Source organism: Novosphingobium sp. PASSN1 (assembly GCF_002278815.1).
Genome location: NZ_NKIS01000001.1, coordinates 16,048 through 29,239, shown reverse-complemented (window position 1 = coordinate 29,239; position 13,192 = coordinate 16,048). Strand labels below are relative to the sequence as shown.

Here is a 13,192-nt window from a genome sequence, read left to right as displayed (position 1 = left end):
CCGATGCACACCGCCAACCAGGCCCGCTGTTCCTGCGGTGCGCTGGGCGTGGAAACCCATGCCGAGGCGCAGTTCATCATCGCCTGCCACTGCCGCGCCTGCCAGCGCCGCAGCGGCGGGGCGTTTGGCGCGGGGGCATATTTCGACCGGGCCGCCGCCGAAGTGCTGGGTGATCCACGCGAATACGCCCGCACCCCCGAAGCGGGCGGAACCTTCCGCTCCTACTTCTGCCAGACCTGCGGCTCGACGGTGTTCTGGACGATCGACGATCATCCCGAACTGATCGGCATTGCGCTGGGCACGTTCGAGACGCCGTTGACCGGGGTCGCGGTGCACTCGCTCTACGAACGTACCAAGCTCGACTGGATCGCTTTGGATGCCGCTGCGCTCCACAGCCCGGCAGGATATACCGACGCGACCTAGCGCGCGAGAATGGTGACGGCGGACATGCCGTCCTCGACCCCGATGAAACCGCCCGAGTTTTCGGCCACGGCCACGCGCGCGCCTTCGACTTGCCGTGCCCCCGCACTGCCGCGCAATTGCGTCACGAGCTCATGGATCTGCCCTAGCCCGGTGGCAGCGAGCGGATGGCCCTTGGAGACGAGGCCGCCCGAAGTGTTGACCGGAATGCGCCCGCCGAGCGCCGTCTCACCGCGTTCAGCGGCAGGGCCAGCCTCGCCCGGGCCGACAAGCCCCAGCGCTTCGGTCTGGATGATCTCGCCGATCGAACTGGCATCGTGGACTTCGGCCAAGTGCATATCCTGCGGCCCCAGCCCCGCCTTTTCGTAGGCGATTGCCGAAACCCGCCGGGTCACGTGGCGGGCATAGTCGTCCGGCGCGCGGTCCGTGCCGGTGCGGTTTTCCGCCGCGAGCACGCGGATGGCATGGCCGCCCAATTGCCGCGCGAGGTCCGCGCTGCACACGATGGCGGCAGACGCGCCGTCGCTGATCGGCGCGCACATCGGATTGGTCAGCGGCCAGGCCACTTGCGGCGCGGCGAGGATCTGTTCGGCCGTCATCGCCTCGCGGTATTGCGAAAGCGGGTTCCACTGCGAGTGGGTGTGATCCTTGGCCGCAACGGCCGCGATCTGCGCCTGCGTCGTGCCATAGGTCGCCATGTGCAGCCGCGCCTGCGCCGCATAGGCTTCCATCAGCACGTTGGGGCTTTCGCTCTGCCTGCCTTCGGGCACCGGCTGGAGAAGGTGCGCCGTCTTTGCGATATAGGCGCGCGCCTCGACCAGATCGCGCGGCTGCTGGAACACGGCAAACCGCTTGGCCCGGTCGTCGCTGTAAAGCTTCTCCACGCCGACCACGAGCGCCACATCGGCGAGGCCCATCCGCACGTAATCAATCGCCAGATGCAGCCCCACGGTCGAACTGGCGCAGGCCTGCTCGACATGGAAACCCCGCACGCCGCTGATGCCAAGCGGGCGCAGCGCGTATTCGCCGGGGATCGACATTTCGCCCGCGAAAAAGCCCTGGATGACATTGGCATAGACCGCCATGTCGATCCGCCCGCCTTCGATCCCCGCATCGGCGAGCGCAAGGCGCACCGCCATTTGCGTCAGCTCTTCGTGGCTCTTGTCGAGGTGCCGGCCGAAGGGCGTCATGCCCACGCCAAGGATCACGGCGTCGCGCATCAGATCGTCCTTCCGGCCGCGTTCCACCGCGCCTTGCGCAATTCGGCGCGCAAGACCTTGCCCGCATTGGAGCGCGGCAGGCTCTCCATGATCTCCACCGACTTGGGCGTCTTGACCGGCCCGAGCCGCTCGCGTGCCGAAGCCAGCAGTGCTTCGATATCGACCGTGCCCCCGGCGCGCGGTTCGACCACCGCAATCACCGCCTCGCCCCACTTCTCGTCGGGCACGCCGATCACCGCGCAGTCCTGCACTTCCGGCCAGGCCATCAGCGCCTGCTCGACTTCGGCGGGATAGATATTGAACCCGCCCGAGATGATCATGTCCTTCTTGCGGTCCACCACATAGAACCAGCCGTCCTCGTCGCGCACGCCGATATCGCCGGTGTGGTGCCAGCCGAAGGTCGAAACCTCGGCGGTTGCTTCAGGGTTCTTGTAATACCCCTTCATCACCAGCGGCCCGCGTACCACGATTTCGCCGCGCACACCGGGAGGTAGGATGTTGCCCTCGTCGTCCATGATCTCGACGATGGAGAGCAGGTTCGCGCGGCCGCAGCTGCCGGGATGCGCGAGTTCGCCCGCAGCATTCAGGTGTTCATGCGGCGGCATGGCTGTCACGCACATCGGCGCTTCGGTCTGACCGAAGCTGGCGTTCATCACTGGCCCCATCACGTCGATCGCTTCCTTGAGCCGGTCGAGCGACATCGGCGCGCCGGCATAAGAGATGTATTCGAGGCTTGAGAGATCGGCTTCCCGTACGCGCGGATGGGCGAGCAGCATGTAGACCGCCGTGGGCGGCAGGAACATGTACGTGACGCGCTCGCGCTCGATGGCGTCGATCACATCACCCGCATCGAACTTCGGCAGGACGACCACCGATCCGCCGAGCGCCATGCTGGCCAGCGCAAGCGGCCCGGCCGCATGGGTCATCGGCGCGGCGACGAGGTTCACCGGCGGCGTCTTCATCGGCATCGAGGCGACGAGGCTGGAGACCAGTGCCTGCCAGTTGCCGTTCGAAAGCATCACGCCTTTGGATCGACCGGTCGTGCCGCCAGTATTGCCGAGGAAGGCCAGTTCATCGACATGCCCTTCGCGGCGCTGCGGCACGGGCGCGTCACCCTCCACCATCAGATCGCCAAGCCACACATCGGCTTCGGGAAAGGCCTGGTCGAGCGCGATATAGCGCCGGATGTGCGGGCATTCGGTGCGGAATGTGGCGATGCGGTCGGCCAGTTCCGAATGGATGATCAGCGTATCGACATCGAGCAGATCGAGCAGATAGGCATTCTCGCCCACCGCCGCGCGGTTGTTGGCCATGACCCAGACGCCGTCCGCCCGCAGCGCGCCGAGGATCGCCTCGAACGCCAGCGCGCAATTGCCGCTGAGCACGGCTGCGTGGCCGCCTGCGGGAAAACCGTCGGCGATCAGACCGCGCGCAATAGCATCGCTGCGGCGGCGCACTTCGTCATAGGTGCGGACCGCGGTGCCTTCGATCATGCAGGGCCGGTCATGCGCGATGCGCGCACCTCGGTCGAAGAAATCGATCATGCGCATGGCTGGATCCCCGCCGCCCCCTATCGCCGCATCGTGAGTTCGAGATTTTCCGACCGCATCTGCACGAGCGGCAGGCTCGCCATGCGCATGAGCCGCGCGACCTGATCCAGTTCGGTCGAGGACAGCGTCGGGAAATCCATCCGGATTGGCCCGGCCGCCCGCATCCGGTCGATATCCGAGCCCGGAACGAGCGCGCGCAGCAGCAGTTCGTCGTCGTCACCATGCGTGCCGTGGCGGCGGTGGAGTTCGGCGCGGTCAGGCTGCTCGGGCGGCGTTGCGAGGATTTCCTTGGCGCGCGGGGCAGACATGATCCGGTCCATCGCCTCGCCGTTAATCGGCGCGGGCGGCTGGCCATAATAGCCAGCGGCATACTGGATCACTTCGTCCGGCACCGCCGAATAGCGCTTGCCCGTCACGATATTGAGCACGGCGACCGTGCCGACCAGCTGCGCGAAGGGCGTCGCCATGCCGGGATAGCCCAGCTCGCGCCGCACCAGCGCGACTTCGTCGAGCACCTCGGGCAGCTTGTCGAGCATGTTCTGCTGGATCAGCTGGTTGCGCAGCGTGCCCATCATCCCGCCCGGAATCTGGGTGGTGAGCGAAGTCACGTCGTATTCGTAGTGCTGATCGTGCAGATAGCCCGCAGCCTTGGCCACGCTGCGGAAGTGATCGGACACCGGCTTCAGTTTCGACGTATCGATGTTGTGCGTATGGCCCAGCGCTTCCATGTTCTTGACCATGATGTCGATCGACGGGATCGAAGGGCCATTGGCCATGGACCGCGCGGCGGTGTGCAGCACGGTGACGCCAAACTCGACCGCATCGCAATAAGCCTTGGCCGATTGGGCGAGCATGTTATTCGAATGCAGCTCGATGGGCTTGCCGCGCGCATTCGCCTTGATCGCCGGAACCAAGGTCGAGATGCGGTCACGGTCGAGCACGCCGCCAGTATCATAGAGCAGCAAGCTGTCCACTTCGTCGAGCGCGGAGAGCTTGTCCGCCTTGTCCGCCCAGAAGGCATCATCGTGCACCGGCGAGAGCGTGAACAGCATCGTGCCCGCAACCTTGGAACCATGCCCCTTCGCGATCTTGGCAAGGCGGTGCATCTGTTCGATGTTGAACAGCACGTCGTAGATCCAGAAGCTGCGCAAGCCGTGCACGCAGAGCCGATCCACCCAGATGTCCATCAGCGCCTCGGGCGTGTGACCGAACGTGACCGAGCCATTGGAGCGGCAGCCCGCGCGCAGCGGTGTGTTCGGCATGGACTTTGTCAGCAGGTCCAGCCCCGCCCACGGGTCTTCCTGGCAGTGGCGGATCAGCACTTCGAACAGCGAGGAACCGGCAAGGCTGATGGTGCTGTAGCCGGTCTGGTCGATGATCGGCGTGACCGGCAACGCCATGCCGGCCTGCATGCGCATACCCCACAGGCTTTGCTGGCCATCGCGCAGCGTTTCGTCGAGGAACTGAATATGGGCCATGCGCCTACTCCGCCGCCATGCGCTGGGCTGTGAACAAGTCCTGTTCCAGCCAGCGCGTGTGGATCTTGTTGTTCCGGAAGGCTTCCTCGCGCAGAATCTGGCGGTGAAGCGGAATGGTGGTCGGCACGCCTTCGACCTCGAAGCTGTCCAGCGCCCCGGTGAGCCGGTCGATGGCGTGCTCGCGTGTGTCAGCGTGGACGATCAGCTTGCCGATCATGCTGTCATAAAACGGCGGGATCGAAGCGCCTTCGCTGATATGGGTGTCGAGCCGGATGCCCTCGCCCTCCGGCGGGCGCCAGCGGGTGATCGTGCCGGGCACGGGCACGAAATCGCGCGCCGGGTCTTCGGCATTGATGCGGCATTCAATGGCGTGGCCGGACAGGACCACGTCTTCCTGCCGCACCGAAAGCCCCTGCCCTCCGGCAATCCGCAGCTGTTCCTGCACCAGATCGCGGCCCGTGACCATTTCGGTGACGGGGTGCTCCACCTGGATGCGGGCATTGACCTCGATGAAATAGATCTCGCCGCGCAGCACGTCGTAGAGGAACTCGGCCGTGCCCGCGTTGCGGTAGTTCACGCTCTTCGCCAGATTGACCGCTGATGTGTGAAGCTGCGTCCGCAAGGCCGCAGGCATCACCACGCAGGGCGCTTCCTCGATCACCTTCTGGTAGCGGCGCTGCACCGAGCAATCGCGTTCGCCGAAATGAACCACCTCGCCCTTGCCGTCGCCCATGAGCTGCACTTCGACATGGCGCGCCTGCGGCACGAACCGCTCCATGAACAGCGTGCCGTCGTTGAACGCGGCCAGCGCTTCGGCGCTTGCAGTCTGGAACCCCGCCTCCACCTCGGACGCATCGCGCACGATGACCATGCCCCGCCCGCCGCCGCCCGCCGCCGCCTTGAGCAGGACGGGATAGCCAATTGAATCCGCAATGCGTCGCGCGTCGGCGGCAGAGGCGATCTCGCCGCTTCCGGGCACCAGCGGCACGCCGGCGGCAGCGGCCATTTCGCGCGCACGCAGCTTGTCGCCCAGCGCCTCGATCATATCCCCTTCGGGGCCTACGAACGTGATGCCATGCTCTACGCAGAGCCTTGCAAGCTCGGCGCGTTCGGAGAGGAAACCATAGCCCGGATGGAGCGCATCGCAGCCGCTCGCCTTCGCGGCCTGCACCACGAGCCGGGCATCGAGATAGCTCTTCGCGGCGGGGCCAGGCCCCAGCACCAGCTTGCGATCGGCGAGCCTAGCGGCAGCGCCTTCGCGGTCCGCATCGGAAACCCCGACCACGGTTTCAAGGTTCAGCGCCTGCGCGGCCCGCAGCACGCGCAGGGCGATTTCCCCGCGATTGGCAATGAAGAGGCGTGAAATGGCCATGGCGATCAGCGCGGCCGGATCGCGAAGAGTGGCTGGCCCGCCTCGACCAGAGCGCCGTCAGTGGCGAGGACAGCCTCGACCGTCCCGGCAACCCCGGCCCGCACGGCGGTGAACAGTTTCATCACCTCGACGAGGCAGACCTCTGTCTCGGCATCCACCTCGCTGCCGATCTCGACATAATGGGGCGAGCCGGGCTTGGGTGCGCGGTAGAAGGTGCCGAGATAAGGCGCGCAGACGACACTCGTGCCTTCAGGCGCAGCCGATGCCGCGACCGGCGTGGGCGCAGGCCTGAGTTTCACCGGCTCTGCTGCAGCGGCAGGCGTGATAGCGGCCGGCGCCGCCACCGTGCCGACGGTGATCTTGGGGCCATCGAGGCCGGCAGCGTCAGCATCCTGCGAGAGGTAGATCTCGATTTCCCCAGCCCGCGCATGGAGTTCACGCAAGCCCGACAGGCGGAAATCCTCAACCAGTTTCTCTAGATCTTTCAGGGGATCAGACCCGTTCATGCGCGCGTGCTCCTGATGGCTTCGATATCCGCCGGGGTCAGGCCCACGCCCTTGCCTTCCAGCGGCGATCCGGCCTGTTCCAGCCGATAGAGTTGCTCCACGGCTGCATCGCCGGGGCGGAACTTGGCGGTCGTGTCGCACACGAAGCGCAAGCCATCCGCCATCTGCGCCGGCCGGAAAGCGGCAGCGCGGGCGTTGAATTCGGCCAGCGTGAGGCGGCCCGCCGTGGTGGTGTAGACGTCCTGCTTGTCCGGAAACAGGCTGGTGCCCTTGGGGATCGGCCCCAGCGTCGGCGCATCGCCTGCGCGGTCCAGCACGGAATAAGGCACCTGCGTGATGTAGCGCGCCGCCTTGTTGTTGTGCTGCATCATCACGTAGGGATTGAGCTGCTGGCTGGGGAGCGAAATCAGCCCGACCATCTCACCCAGGAAATCACGCCCGAACTCGTCGTTGAACAGGCTGCGGAAGCGGTTCGCGCGCGGGTCGATGGTCATCCAGTCATCGTGTTCGTAGACCCCGGCGAGATGCGCGAATTCCTTGGCCATCGAGAAATAGACCAGCGCGCCCGCGTCCATCATCTCATCGCGCGACCAGCCGGCCATGCGCTTCCACAGCGCCACGGTCGCCTTGCGGATACGGTCGGTCAGATCCTCGAAGGTGTCCGCCAGTTCTTCGGCGCTGCCCATGCCGACCGGGATATAGCCGTCGGAAAGGGCGTCAGAGGTATAGAGCCCCACGCCGGTCAGCTTGTCGGCGGTGAATTCGGGCCGCGATTCAAAGCTGCCCCAGTCGTCCATCAGGTAGAAGTGGCAGCCGGTGGCTTCCATCGTCACGGTCAGGTTGCTAAAGGGAATGTCGCCCGCCACCCCGTCCAGCCAGGGATAATCGCCCTCCGCCAGATCGGTGAAATCGCGGATGATCATCTCGCGGTCCTCTCCCAGACGATAGGGACCGGAATTGTTGAGCGCGCAGCGGCTCTCGCACGAAACCAGAAAGCCGTATTGCGAGATCGTGGCGAGGAAGGTTTGCGCCGCCGTGTTCAGCCGGTCTCCGGCCGTGCAGCTGTGCAGTTCGGCATGGAAGCGCTGCACGCGGCGCTCCGGCAGGAGCTGGACGCGCTGGCCGAATTCGCGGGCATTGATATGCCCGTCCTCGCGCTGCTGCGCCAGTTTGAAGCGGCGCCAGAAGTCCATGACATAGGCCACGTCCTCGGCAGCGTCCTCGGCGCCCAGCATGCCGAAGTTGATCAGCATCTCGCGCCCGAGCAGGTAGAATGTGGGGAACGACCAGCCAACGAGATTGCCAATCTTGCCGCCCATCGCGCGCGAGCGGTCACCCAGCTCCTCTGCCGAGACGCGGGCTTCGACCTTCCGCAGCAGTTCCGGATAGCGGTAGAACGCGCAGAGGTAGGACAGCAACATGTAGGACGGCACGGGGAACAGCTTCGATTCCTGCACCGTGCGCGTGACGCACAGCCAATAGGTGTCGTCGCCGATCGACTGGATCGCGTTGTTGGCCTGCAGCAGCCGAACGTAACCGGGCATCATCCCCATCCTTCTCGTGTTCTCGCCCTTGTGGCGCATGCCGTTCTCATCTGTCAATATCGTCCGACGATTTTGACAAGGCAGACTTGGCATTTCCCCGCCCAACTGCGCCGCCAATCACACCGCAAGCCTCACCAGAGCCAACCGGAATGCGGTCTAAACCACGGTCTTTTGCAACAGGCTGGAGCACGTTCCCATTGGCCCGCCCCCTGCTCCGGATTCGCGGCAAGGTACCGAAAACCGGCCTCCTTCAATACGCCGCCGGGGCAGGGAATGGACATGACTGGTTTCCGTCCCTTCCGGTCTGCCCGCTTGCAGGCATGGTGACCTTGGCAGACTGGAATTGCCACCGGGAGAGGTGTGAGAATGCGCGATGTCACAGAGCCGCTGCTATGCGGCTATCTGGCCGAAAAGATGCCAGGCTGGCGGGATATCGCCATAGCGGGGCTGCACCGGCTGCCGATGGGCGCTTCGCGCGAAACCTTCCGGTTCGATCTGTCCTACACGGACGATACCGGGTCGCAATCGCTGCGCGTGATCCTGCGGCGCGATCCTCCGGCCTCCAATGTCGATAGCGACCGGCGGCACGAATACGAAGCCTACCGCGCGATCTATGGCCACGGCATCCCGGTGCCGAAGATGCTCCTGCTGGAGGAAGACGCCAGCCACTTCGACGGCGCGATCTCGCTCGCCGAAGACCTGCGCGGCTATAACAACAGCGAATACCAGTTTCAGGACCCAGCGTGGGCGGACCGCCTGCCCCATATCGCGCGCGAGATGTGGACGGCGATGGGCCGCCTTGCCGCCGTCCCCGTCGAAGACCTCGACCTTTCGTTCACCCGCCCCGCCACGTGCGAGAACACCGCCGCGCAGGAACTCGATTACTGGGCCGCCAGTCTCGACAAGCACGATGTCGGCCCCGAACCGATCATCCGGGCGGCCATTCGCAAGCTGCGCCGCTGGCAGCCGGTCGCGCAGAAGCTGGCGCTCGTCCACGGCGACTTCCGCGCGGGCAACTTCCTCTATGATGACGCAGGCAATCTCGTAGCCGTGCTCGATTGGGAAATGGCGCATTGTGGCGATCCGCTGGAGGATCTCGCGTGGTCGATCACGCGCGTGTTTTCGTTCGGCAAGAACGACCTGCGCTCGGGTCTCGCCCTGCGTGAGGACGCGATCCGCATCTGGGAGGAAGCAAGCGGTCTGACCGCCGATCCCGAAGCGTTGGCGTGGTGGGAACTGTTCATCTGCGTCAAGGCGCAGGCGATCTGGAACGCATCGGCGCATGTCTGGAAGACCGGGCAAGGCCGCGAAGTGATCCACGCCTATGCCGCATGGTGGCTGCGCAATGCGCAAGACAAGTCCGCGCTCGAACTGATGGGGAAGCTGTGAAGCCCGATGTCTCTCTCGCGGTCGGCGAACTCGCTCACCGCCTCCGCACCGATCTGCTTGCCGAACTGACCGGCTTTCGCGCCAATGTCGCCGCGATGGGCGCGGCCATGCTCGATATGGTGGCGCAGGAATGGGACGGCGCCGCCGCCCGCCTCGTGCGCGAAAACGGGGCGTTTCGCGCGCTGCTGGAGCGCGGCGCTGCGCTGTATGCAGCGCCGCTTCCCGGCGGCAATGACGCGGACTTGCGCATCTCGGCCCTCACGGCGGAAAACGACCGCCTACGCGGGCTGATCACCGATCTGATGGAACGCCTGGAAGACGATGCTGCAGGCCCGGCGCAGGCCCTGCTCGCTGATATCTGGACCGCGCTGGCGCAAACCGTGGCCGACCGCCGCATAGCATCGGCCAATTTCTAGGCGAAAAGCTCGCCGGGCATGGCAGCCATCAGTTCCTGCATGTCGAAATAGTCACGCCACGCGATCACTCGCCCGTCGCCGCTGATTTCGAGTATTCCGGCTGCCCTGACGGCGGTCCAATCCTGACCGGCAAAGCGGAACCGGTCGATCCGTTCGGTCAGCACCTTGCGGCCTGCCACGGCGAGCGCGAGAATTTCCCAGTCGATGGCCTCGGCCGCCAGAAACGGCGCGAGCATTGCCATCGCCGCCGCGCGGCCGTGGGCAGGCTCCAGCGGGATGCCGTGACACACCACATCATCATGCAGCAGCGCTGCCACCCCGTCCGCTTCGCGGCGGTTGAAAGCCGCGATCAGGGCTTTCACCACGCCAGCGGGATCGGCGTTCATCCGGCCCAGCCCGGCTTGACCAACGCCTTGATCGCGCCCGTCCCGCCGGTCAGTGCGGCAAAGGCACCGTCGATCCCGGCAAGGTCAACGCGCGTGGTGACCAGCGGGGCCAGCCGCTCCGGATTGTCCAGAATCATGCGAAACGCATCGGCAAATTCGTCGCCCGAATAGGCGAACACGAACTTGAGCGTGATGCCCTTCTGGATCAGGAACGCCGGCTCCAGCCCGTCGAGCTCCATGCAGACGCCCACCACCACGATCGTAGCGCCGACGGGAGCCTGCCGCGCGAGCGCCATGAGCATGCCCGGCTTGCCGACGCATTCGAACAGCACCGCGCGGCTGCGTTTGCGCAGGGCCGGATCGACCGCCATCGCAGCGGAAAGGCCCTGCGGCAGGCCCAGATCATTCCACCATGCGCCGGTTGCGTCCTCGCCCGGCATCACCACGGCATCGGCCCCCATCGTCTCGGCCATCTGCGCGCGCGCGGGATTGGGCTCCACGGCCAGCACGGGGCCAAGCCCCAGCGCCTTGAGCCGCGAAATGACGAAGAGGCCCACTGGCCCGCAGCCAAACACCGCATAGGCCGCATCGGCATCGACCCCGCCTTCGGCCACGGCATGGACCGCCACCGCCAGCGGCTCGGTCAGCGCGGCGATGTCGGTCGGCACGTCATCGGGCACTTTCAGGCAAGCCGCCTGCGAAACCAGCATGCGTTCGGCAAACGCGCCGGGATAGGAATTGGAATAGCCGATGAGCACGATCCCTTCCGGCCCGGTCAGGAAAGGCGGCGAAACAATGCGATCACCCGCCTTCAGCCCGCCCCCGCTCTCCAGCACTTCGGCGCAGAATTCGTGCCCCATGATCACCGGCCTGGCCGGGTCCATGAACCCCTCAAAGCCCGCGCGGTGGAGCAGATCGCACAAGTGGCCGGCGTGATCCTTGGCGTGCAGGTCGCTGCCGCAGATGCCGCACGCGAGCGGCTTGACGACGACCTCGCCTGCGCGGGGTGTTGGCTCGGGCACGTCCTCGATCGTCAGGGTGCCCGCGTTCAGTACCGCCGCCTTCATGCCTCATCCTCTCGCCAAAGCGTATCAGCGGGCAGAGTGGGCCTTCGCGGCGGCCGCCGAAACAGACAGGTTTCCGCTAATTGGACGTTCAGTGAAGCTGCCGCGAAATCCGCGCCACCAGCGCGGCACGGCTGTGAATGCCAAGCTTGCGGTAAATCCGGCGCAGGTGGTTTTCAACCGTGAACTCGGAAAGTGCCAACTGGTAGGCCACCTGCTTGTTCTGCTTGCCCTCGCAGATCAGCGCCGCAATCTGGCTTTCGCGCGGCGAAAGCACGATGTCGCCGTTCTGTCCGCCCAAGGACGCGCCGGGCTGCAGGATGCCCCGGGCACATGGCAGGACAGCGTGCAAGGCCATCTGCCCGAACGGCTGGTCGAACAGATCATCCAGCAGCTTGTCGACCACCAGGTCCGCCAGCCCGTGCAGGCGGCGCTCGAGCAGGCCGATGGGCACGCCGGCCTTGCCAACCCCGCGCCGGGTGCAATGCGTGCCGATGACAAGCGAGAGCCTCGACGTGACACGCAAGGACAGCGCGCCCACCACGTCGATCGCGTGCTGCGCAAGGAACGTCCGGTAGTCGCCCGAATCCTCGGCCAGCGCATCGATGCGCGGATCGCCCCAGCGGATGAACTCGGCCCGGCGGCCGCTGGTGCGGGCAAAGGGATCGGCCTTGAAGACCCCTCCGGCCGCATAGATATGCTGCGCCTGATCGGTCACGCCATGGTGGTGAATGTAGGAAAGCCGGGCCTGCTCGCCGCAGTCCTCCACGAAGAACACCGACGCGGTGTCGAGCCCGCAATCGGCGACGATCTGGTCCGTCAGTCCCGCAATGTCCCGGCCTGCAATGTCTCGGCCAGCAATGTCCTGAATCGCTTGCATCGGCTCTCTCCTAACGCCGACCCGATTGAATCGGGCGATCATCTTGTGTCGGCAATCTTAGGCAAACAGGCGATTTCGTCAAACAATTACATTCTACAATCGAACCCGGAGACTGGAGGACAGCCGATCCGAGGTCAGGCGTAGCTGGCCGTGAAGACATCGGCAGGCAAGGCATCCACGGTCAGCCGGGTGCCCTCGAAATGCTTGCGCACCGCCCGTTCAGCGCGTGCAGGATCGCGCGCGATAACCGCCTCGGCCAATTTGGCATAGCCGCCAGCATGCCGCCGCTGCTGCTCGCGCGTCTGGACTTTGTCGAACTGCGCGCGAAACAGGTCGGTGCGGGACAGCGGAATGACCCGGGCGAGTTCGCTGTTCTTCCCCAAGGCGATCAGCAAGTCATAGAAACGCCGCCGGTTCTCCAGATAGACCGCGATCTGCGATCCCTGGCCGGGCCGGTTGAGCTCATGCGCAATTGCGCGCAGACCATCCAGCTGACCGGGCGTTCCGCCTGCCTTCGCCGCCAGACGCGCCGCCAGCGAACAGAGCGGCTCCAGCACATCGAGCAAGTCGTGGACCGCTTGGCGGTCCAGCGCGGAAATGAAGGCTCCGCGAAACCGGGTGAGCGTGACGATCCCGTCTGCAGCCAGATGCTTCAGCCCTTCGCGCAAAGACCCCCGGCTGACCCCGAACCGGCGCGTCAGATCGCCTTCGACAAGGTGCTGACCCGGCACCATCTGGCCCGATCGGATGCAGTATATCAGCCCCTCCGCAAGGCGCTGGATGGTATCGCGGGGCGCGCTGTCGGCTGCGTTTTCGGTGACAGATGCGCCGTCTTCAACGTCTATCAATATCCTGGCCCCTGCTGAAATCTCGCGCCTTGGTCGTGCGCTTCCTGATTGGAATGAGCCAGCCCAGCGCCTGCATAGCAGGCGGTTTGCGCAGGCCTCCCATGCTGAATTGTATTCTC

General features: G+C 65.4%; 13 protein-coding genes. 3 read left to right on the top strand and 10 right to left on the bottom strand.

From position 1 onward, the window contains the following. Positions 1-3: 3 nt before the first annotated feature. Positions 4-423 (top strand): GFA family protein, encoded by a 420-nt coding sequence (locus CFE35_RS00135; protein ID WP_292926702.1) that lies wholly within the window; start codon positions 4-6, stop codon positions 421-423. On the opposite strand, the gene CFE35_RS00130 is transcribed toward CFE35_RS00135, so the two are convergent. The 6 genes from CFE35_RS00130 to CFE35_RS00105 are packed head-to-tail and all read right to left on the bottom strand — an operon-like array spanning position 420 to position 8,090. Further along, the gene (locus tag CFE35_RS00130; protein WP_292926700.1) at positions 420-1,640 is read right to left on the bottom strand and encodes a thiolase family protein; all 1,221 of its coding nucleotides are present in this window, start codon (positions 1,638-1,640) and stop codon (positions 420-422) included. The genes CFE35_RS00135 and CFE35_RS00130 overlap by 4 nt on opposite strands. Next, the gene (locus CFE35_RS00125) at positions 1,640-3,190 is read right to left on the bottom strand and encodes an AMP-binding protein (protein ID WP_292926698.1); all 1,551 of its coding nucleotides are present in this window, start codon (positions 3,188-3,190) and stop codon (positions 1,640-1,642) included. Before CFE35_RS00125 ends, CFE35_RS00130 begins: the two co-directional genes overlap by 1 nt. A gap of 20 nt (positions 3,191-3,210) precedes the next feature. Beyond that, on the bottom strand, positions 3,211-4,668 hold the full coding sequence (locus CFE35_RS00120) for a pyruvate carboxylase (RefSeq protein WP_292926696.1): 1,458 nt from the start codon (positions 4,666-4,668) through the stop codon (positions 3,211-3,213). A 4-nt stretch (positions 4,669-4,672) separates the two neighbouring features. Next, positions 4,673-6,040: an acetyl-CoA carboxylase biotin carboxylase subunit gene (locus CFE35_RS00115; RefSeq protein ID WP_292926694.1), complete on the bottom strand. Its 1,368-nt coding sequence runs from the start codon at positions 6,038-6,040 to the stop codon at positions 4,673-4,675. 5 nt (positions 6,041-6,045) lie between these two features. Further along, positions 6,046-6,546 carry a biotin/lipoyl-containing protein gene (locus CFE35_RS00110; RefSeq protein ID WP_292926692.1) on the bottom strand — a complete coding sequence of 167 codons (501 nt, stop codon included), beginning with the start codon at positions 6,544-6,546 and terminating at the stop codon, positions 6,046-6,048. Beyond that, entirely contained in the window at positions 6,543-8,090 is a 1,548-nt protein-coding gene (locus CFE35_RS00105; RefSeq protein WP_292926690.1) for a hypothetical protein, read from the bottom strand. The genes CFE35_RS00110 and CFE35_RS00105 overlap by 4 nt, the downstream gene beginning before the upstream one ends. 366 nt (positions 8,091-8,456) lie before the next feature. Here CFE35_RS00105 and CFE35_RS00100 point away from each other — a divergent pair, with 366 nt between their 5' ends. Both CFE35_RS00100 and CFE35_RS00095 read left to right on the top strand, forming a co-directional pair. Further along, complete coding sequence (locus tag CFE35_RS00100; protein WP_292926688.1) at positions 8,457-9,479, top strand: phosphotransferase family protein; 1,023 nt, start codon at positions 8,457-8,459, stop codon at positions 9,477-9,479. Then, positions 9,476-9,895: a hypothetical protein gene (locus CFE35_RS00095; protein WP_292926686.1), complete on the top strand. Its 420-nt coding sequence runs from the start codon at positions 9,476-9,478 to the stop codon at positions 9,893-9,895. Before CFE35_RS00100 ends, CFE35_RS00095 begins: the two co-directional genes overlap by 4 nt. Here the strand turns inward: CFE35_RS00095 and CFE35_RS00090 are convergent. From CFE35_RS00090 to CFE35_RS00075, 4 genes are all read right to left on the bottom strand, one after another. Next, the gene (locus CFE35_RS00090) at positions 9,892-10,281 is read right to left on the bottom strand and encodes a limonene-1,2-epoxide hydrolase family protein (RefSeq protein WP_292926684.1); all 390 of its coding nucleotides are present in this window, start codon (positions 10,279-10,281) and stop codon (positions 9,892-9,894) included. The two genes, CFE35_RS00095 and CFE35_RS00090, sit on opposite strands and share 4 nt — an antisense overlap. Then, on the bottom strand, positions 10,278-11,348 hold the full coding sequence (locus CFE35_RS00085; protein ID WP_292926682.1) for a zinc-binding dehydrogenase: 1,071 nt from the start codon (positions 11,346-11,348) through the stop codon (positions 10,278-10,280). The genes CFE35_RS00090 and CFE35_RS00085 overlap by 4 nt, the downstream gene beginning before the upstream one ends. Before the next feature lie 88 nt (positions 11,349-11,436). After that, positions 11,437-12,225 carry a helix-turn-helix transcriptional regulator gene (locus CFE35_RS00080; protein WP_292926680.1) on the bottom strand — a complete coding sequence of 263 codons (789 nt, stop codon included), beginning with the start codon at positions 12,223-12,225 and terminating at the stop codon, positions 11,437-11,439. 134 nt (positions 12,226-12,359) lie between these two features. Beyond that, entirely contained in the window at positions 12,360-13,073 is a 714-nt protein-coding gene (locus CFE35_RS00075; RefSeq protein WP_292926678.1) for a GntR family transcriptional regulator, read from the bottom strand. Between the last annotated feature and the right edge of the window lie 119 nt (positions 13,074-13,192).

Bases quoted from the DNA above. Each gene is read 5' to 3' on its own strand.
- CFE35_RS00125 (WP_292926698.1), bottom strand. From the start codon at position 3,190: ATGCGCATGATCGATTTCTTCGACCGAGGTGCGCGCATCGCGCATGAC.
- CFE35_RS00130 (WP_292926700.1), bottom strand. From the start codon at position 1,640: ATGCGCGACGCCGTGATCCTTGGCGTGGGCATGACGCCCTTCGGCCGG.
- CFE35_RS00080 (WP_292926680.1), bottom strand. From the start codon at position 12,225: ATGCAAGCGATTCAGGACATTGCTGGCCGAGACATTGCAGGCCGGGAC.
- CFE35_RS00115 (WP_292926694.1), bottom strand. From the start codon at position 6,040: ATGGCCATTTCACGCCTCTTCATTGCCAATCGCGGGGAAATCGCCCTG.
- CFE35_RS00105 (WP_292926690.1), bottom strand. From the start codon at position 8,090: ATGCCCGGTTACGTTCGGCTGCTGCAGGCCAACAACGCGATCCAGTCG.
- CFE35_RS00090 (WP_292926684.1), bottom strand. From the start codon at position 10,281: ATGAACGCCGATCCCGCTGGCGTGGTGAAAGCCCTGATCGCGGCTTTC.
- CFE35_RS00110 (WP_292926692.1), bottom strand. From the start codon at position 6,546: ATGAACGGGTCTGATCCCCTGAAAGATCTAGAGAAACTGGTTGAGGAT.
- CFE35_RS00085 (WP_292926682.1), bottom strand. From the start codon at position 11,348: ATGAAGGCGGCGGTACTGAACGCGGGCACCCTGACGATCGAGGACGTG.
- CFE35_RS00100 (WP_292926688.1), top strand. From the start codon at position 8,457: ATGCGCGATGTCACAGAGCCGCTGCTATGCGGCTATCTGGCCGAAAAG.
- CFE35_RS00135 (WP_292926702.1), top strand. From the start codon at position 4: ATGCACACCGCCAACCAGGCCCGCTGTTCCTGCGGTGCGCTGGGCGTG.
- CFE35_RS00120 (WP_292926696.1), bottom strand. From the start codon at position 4,668: ATGGCCCATATTCAGTTCCTCGACGAAACGCTGCGCGATGGCCAGCAA.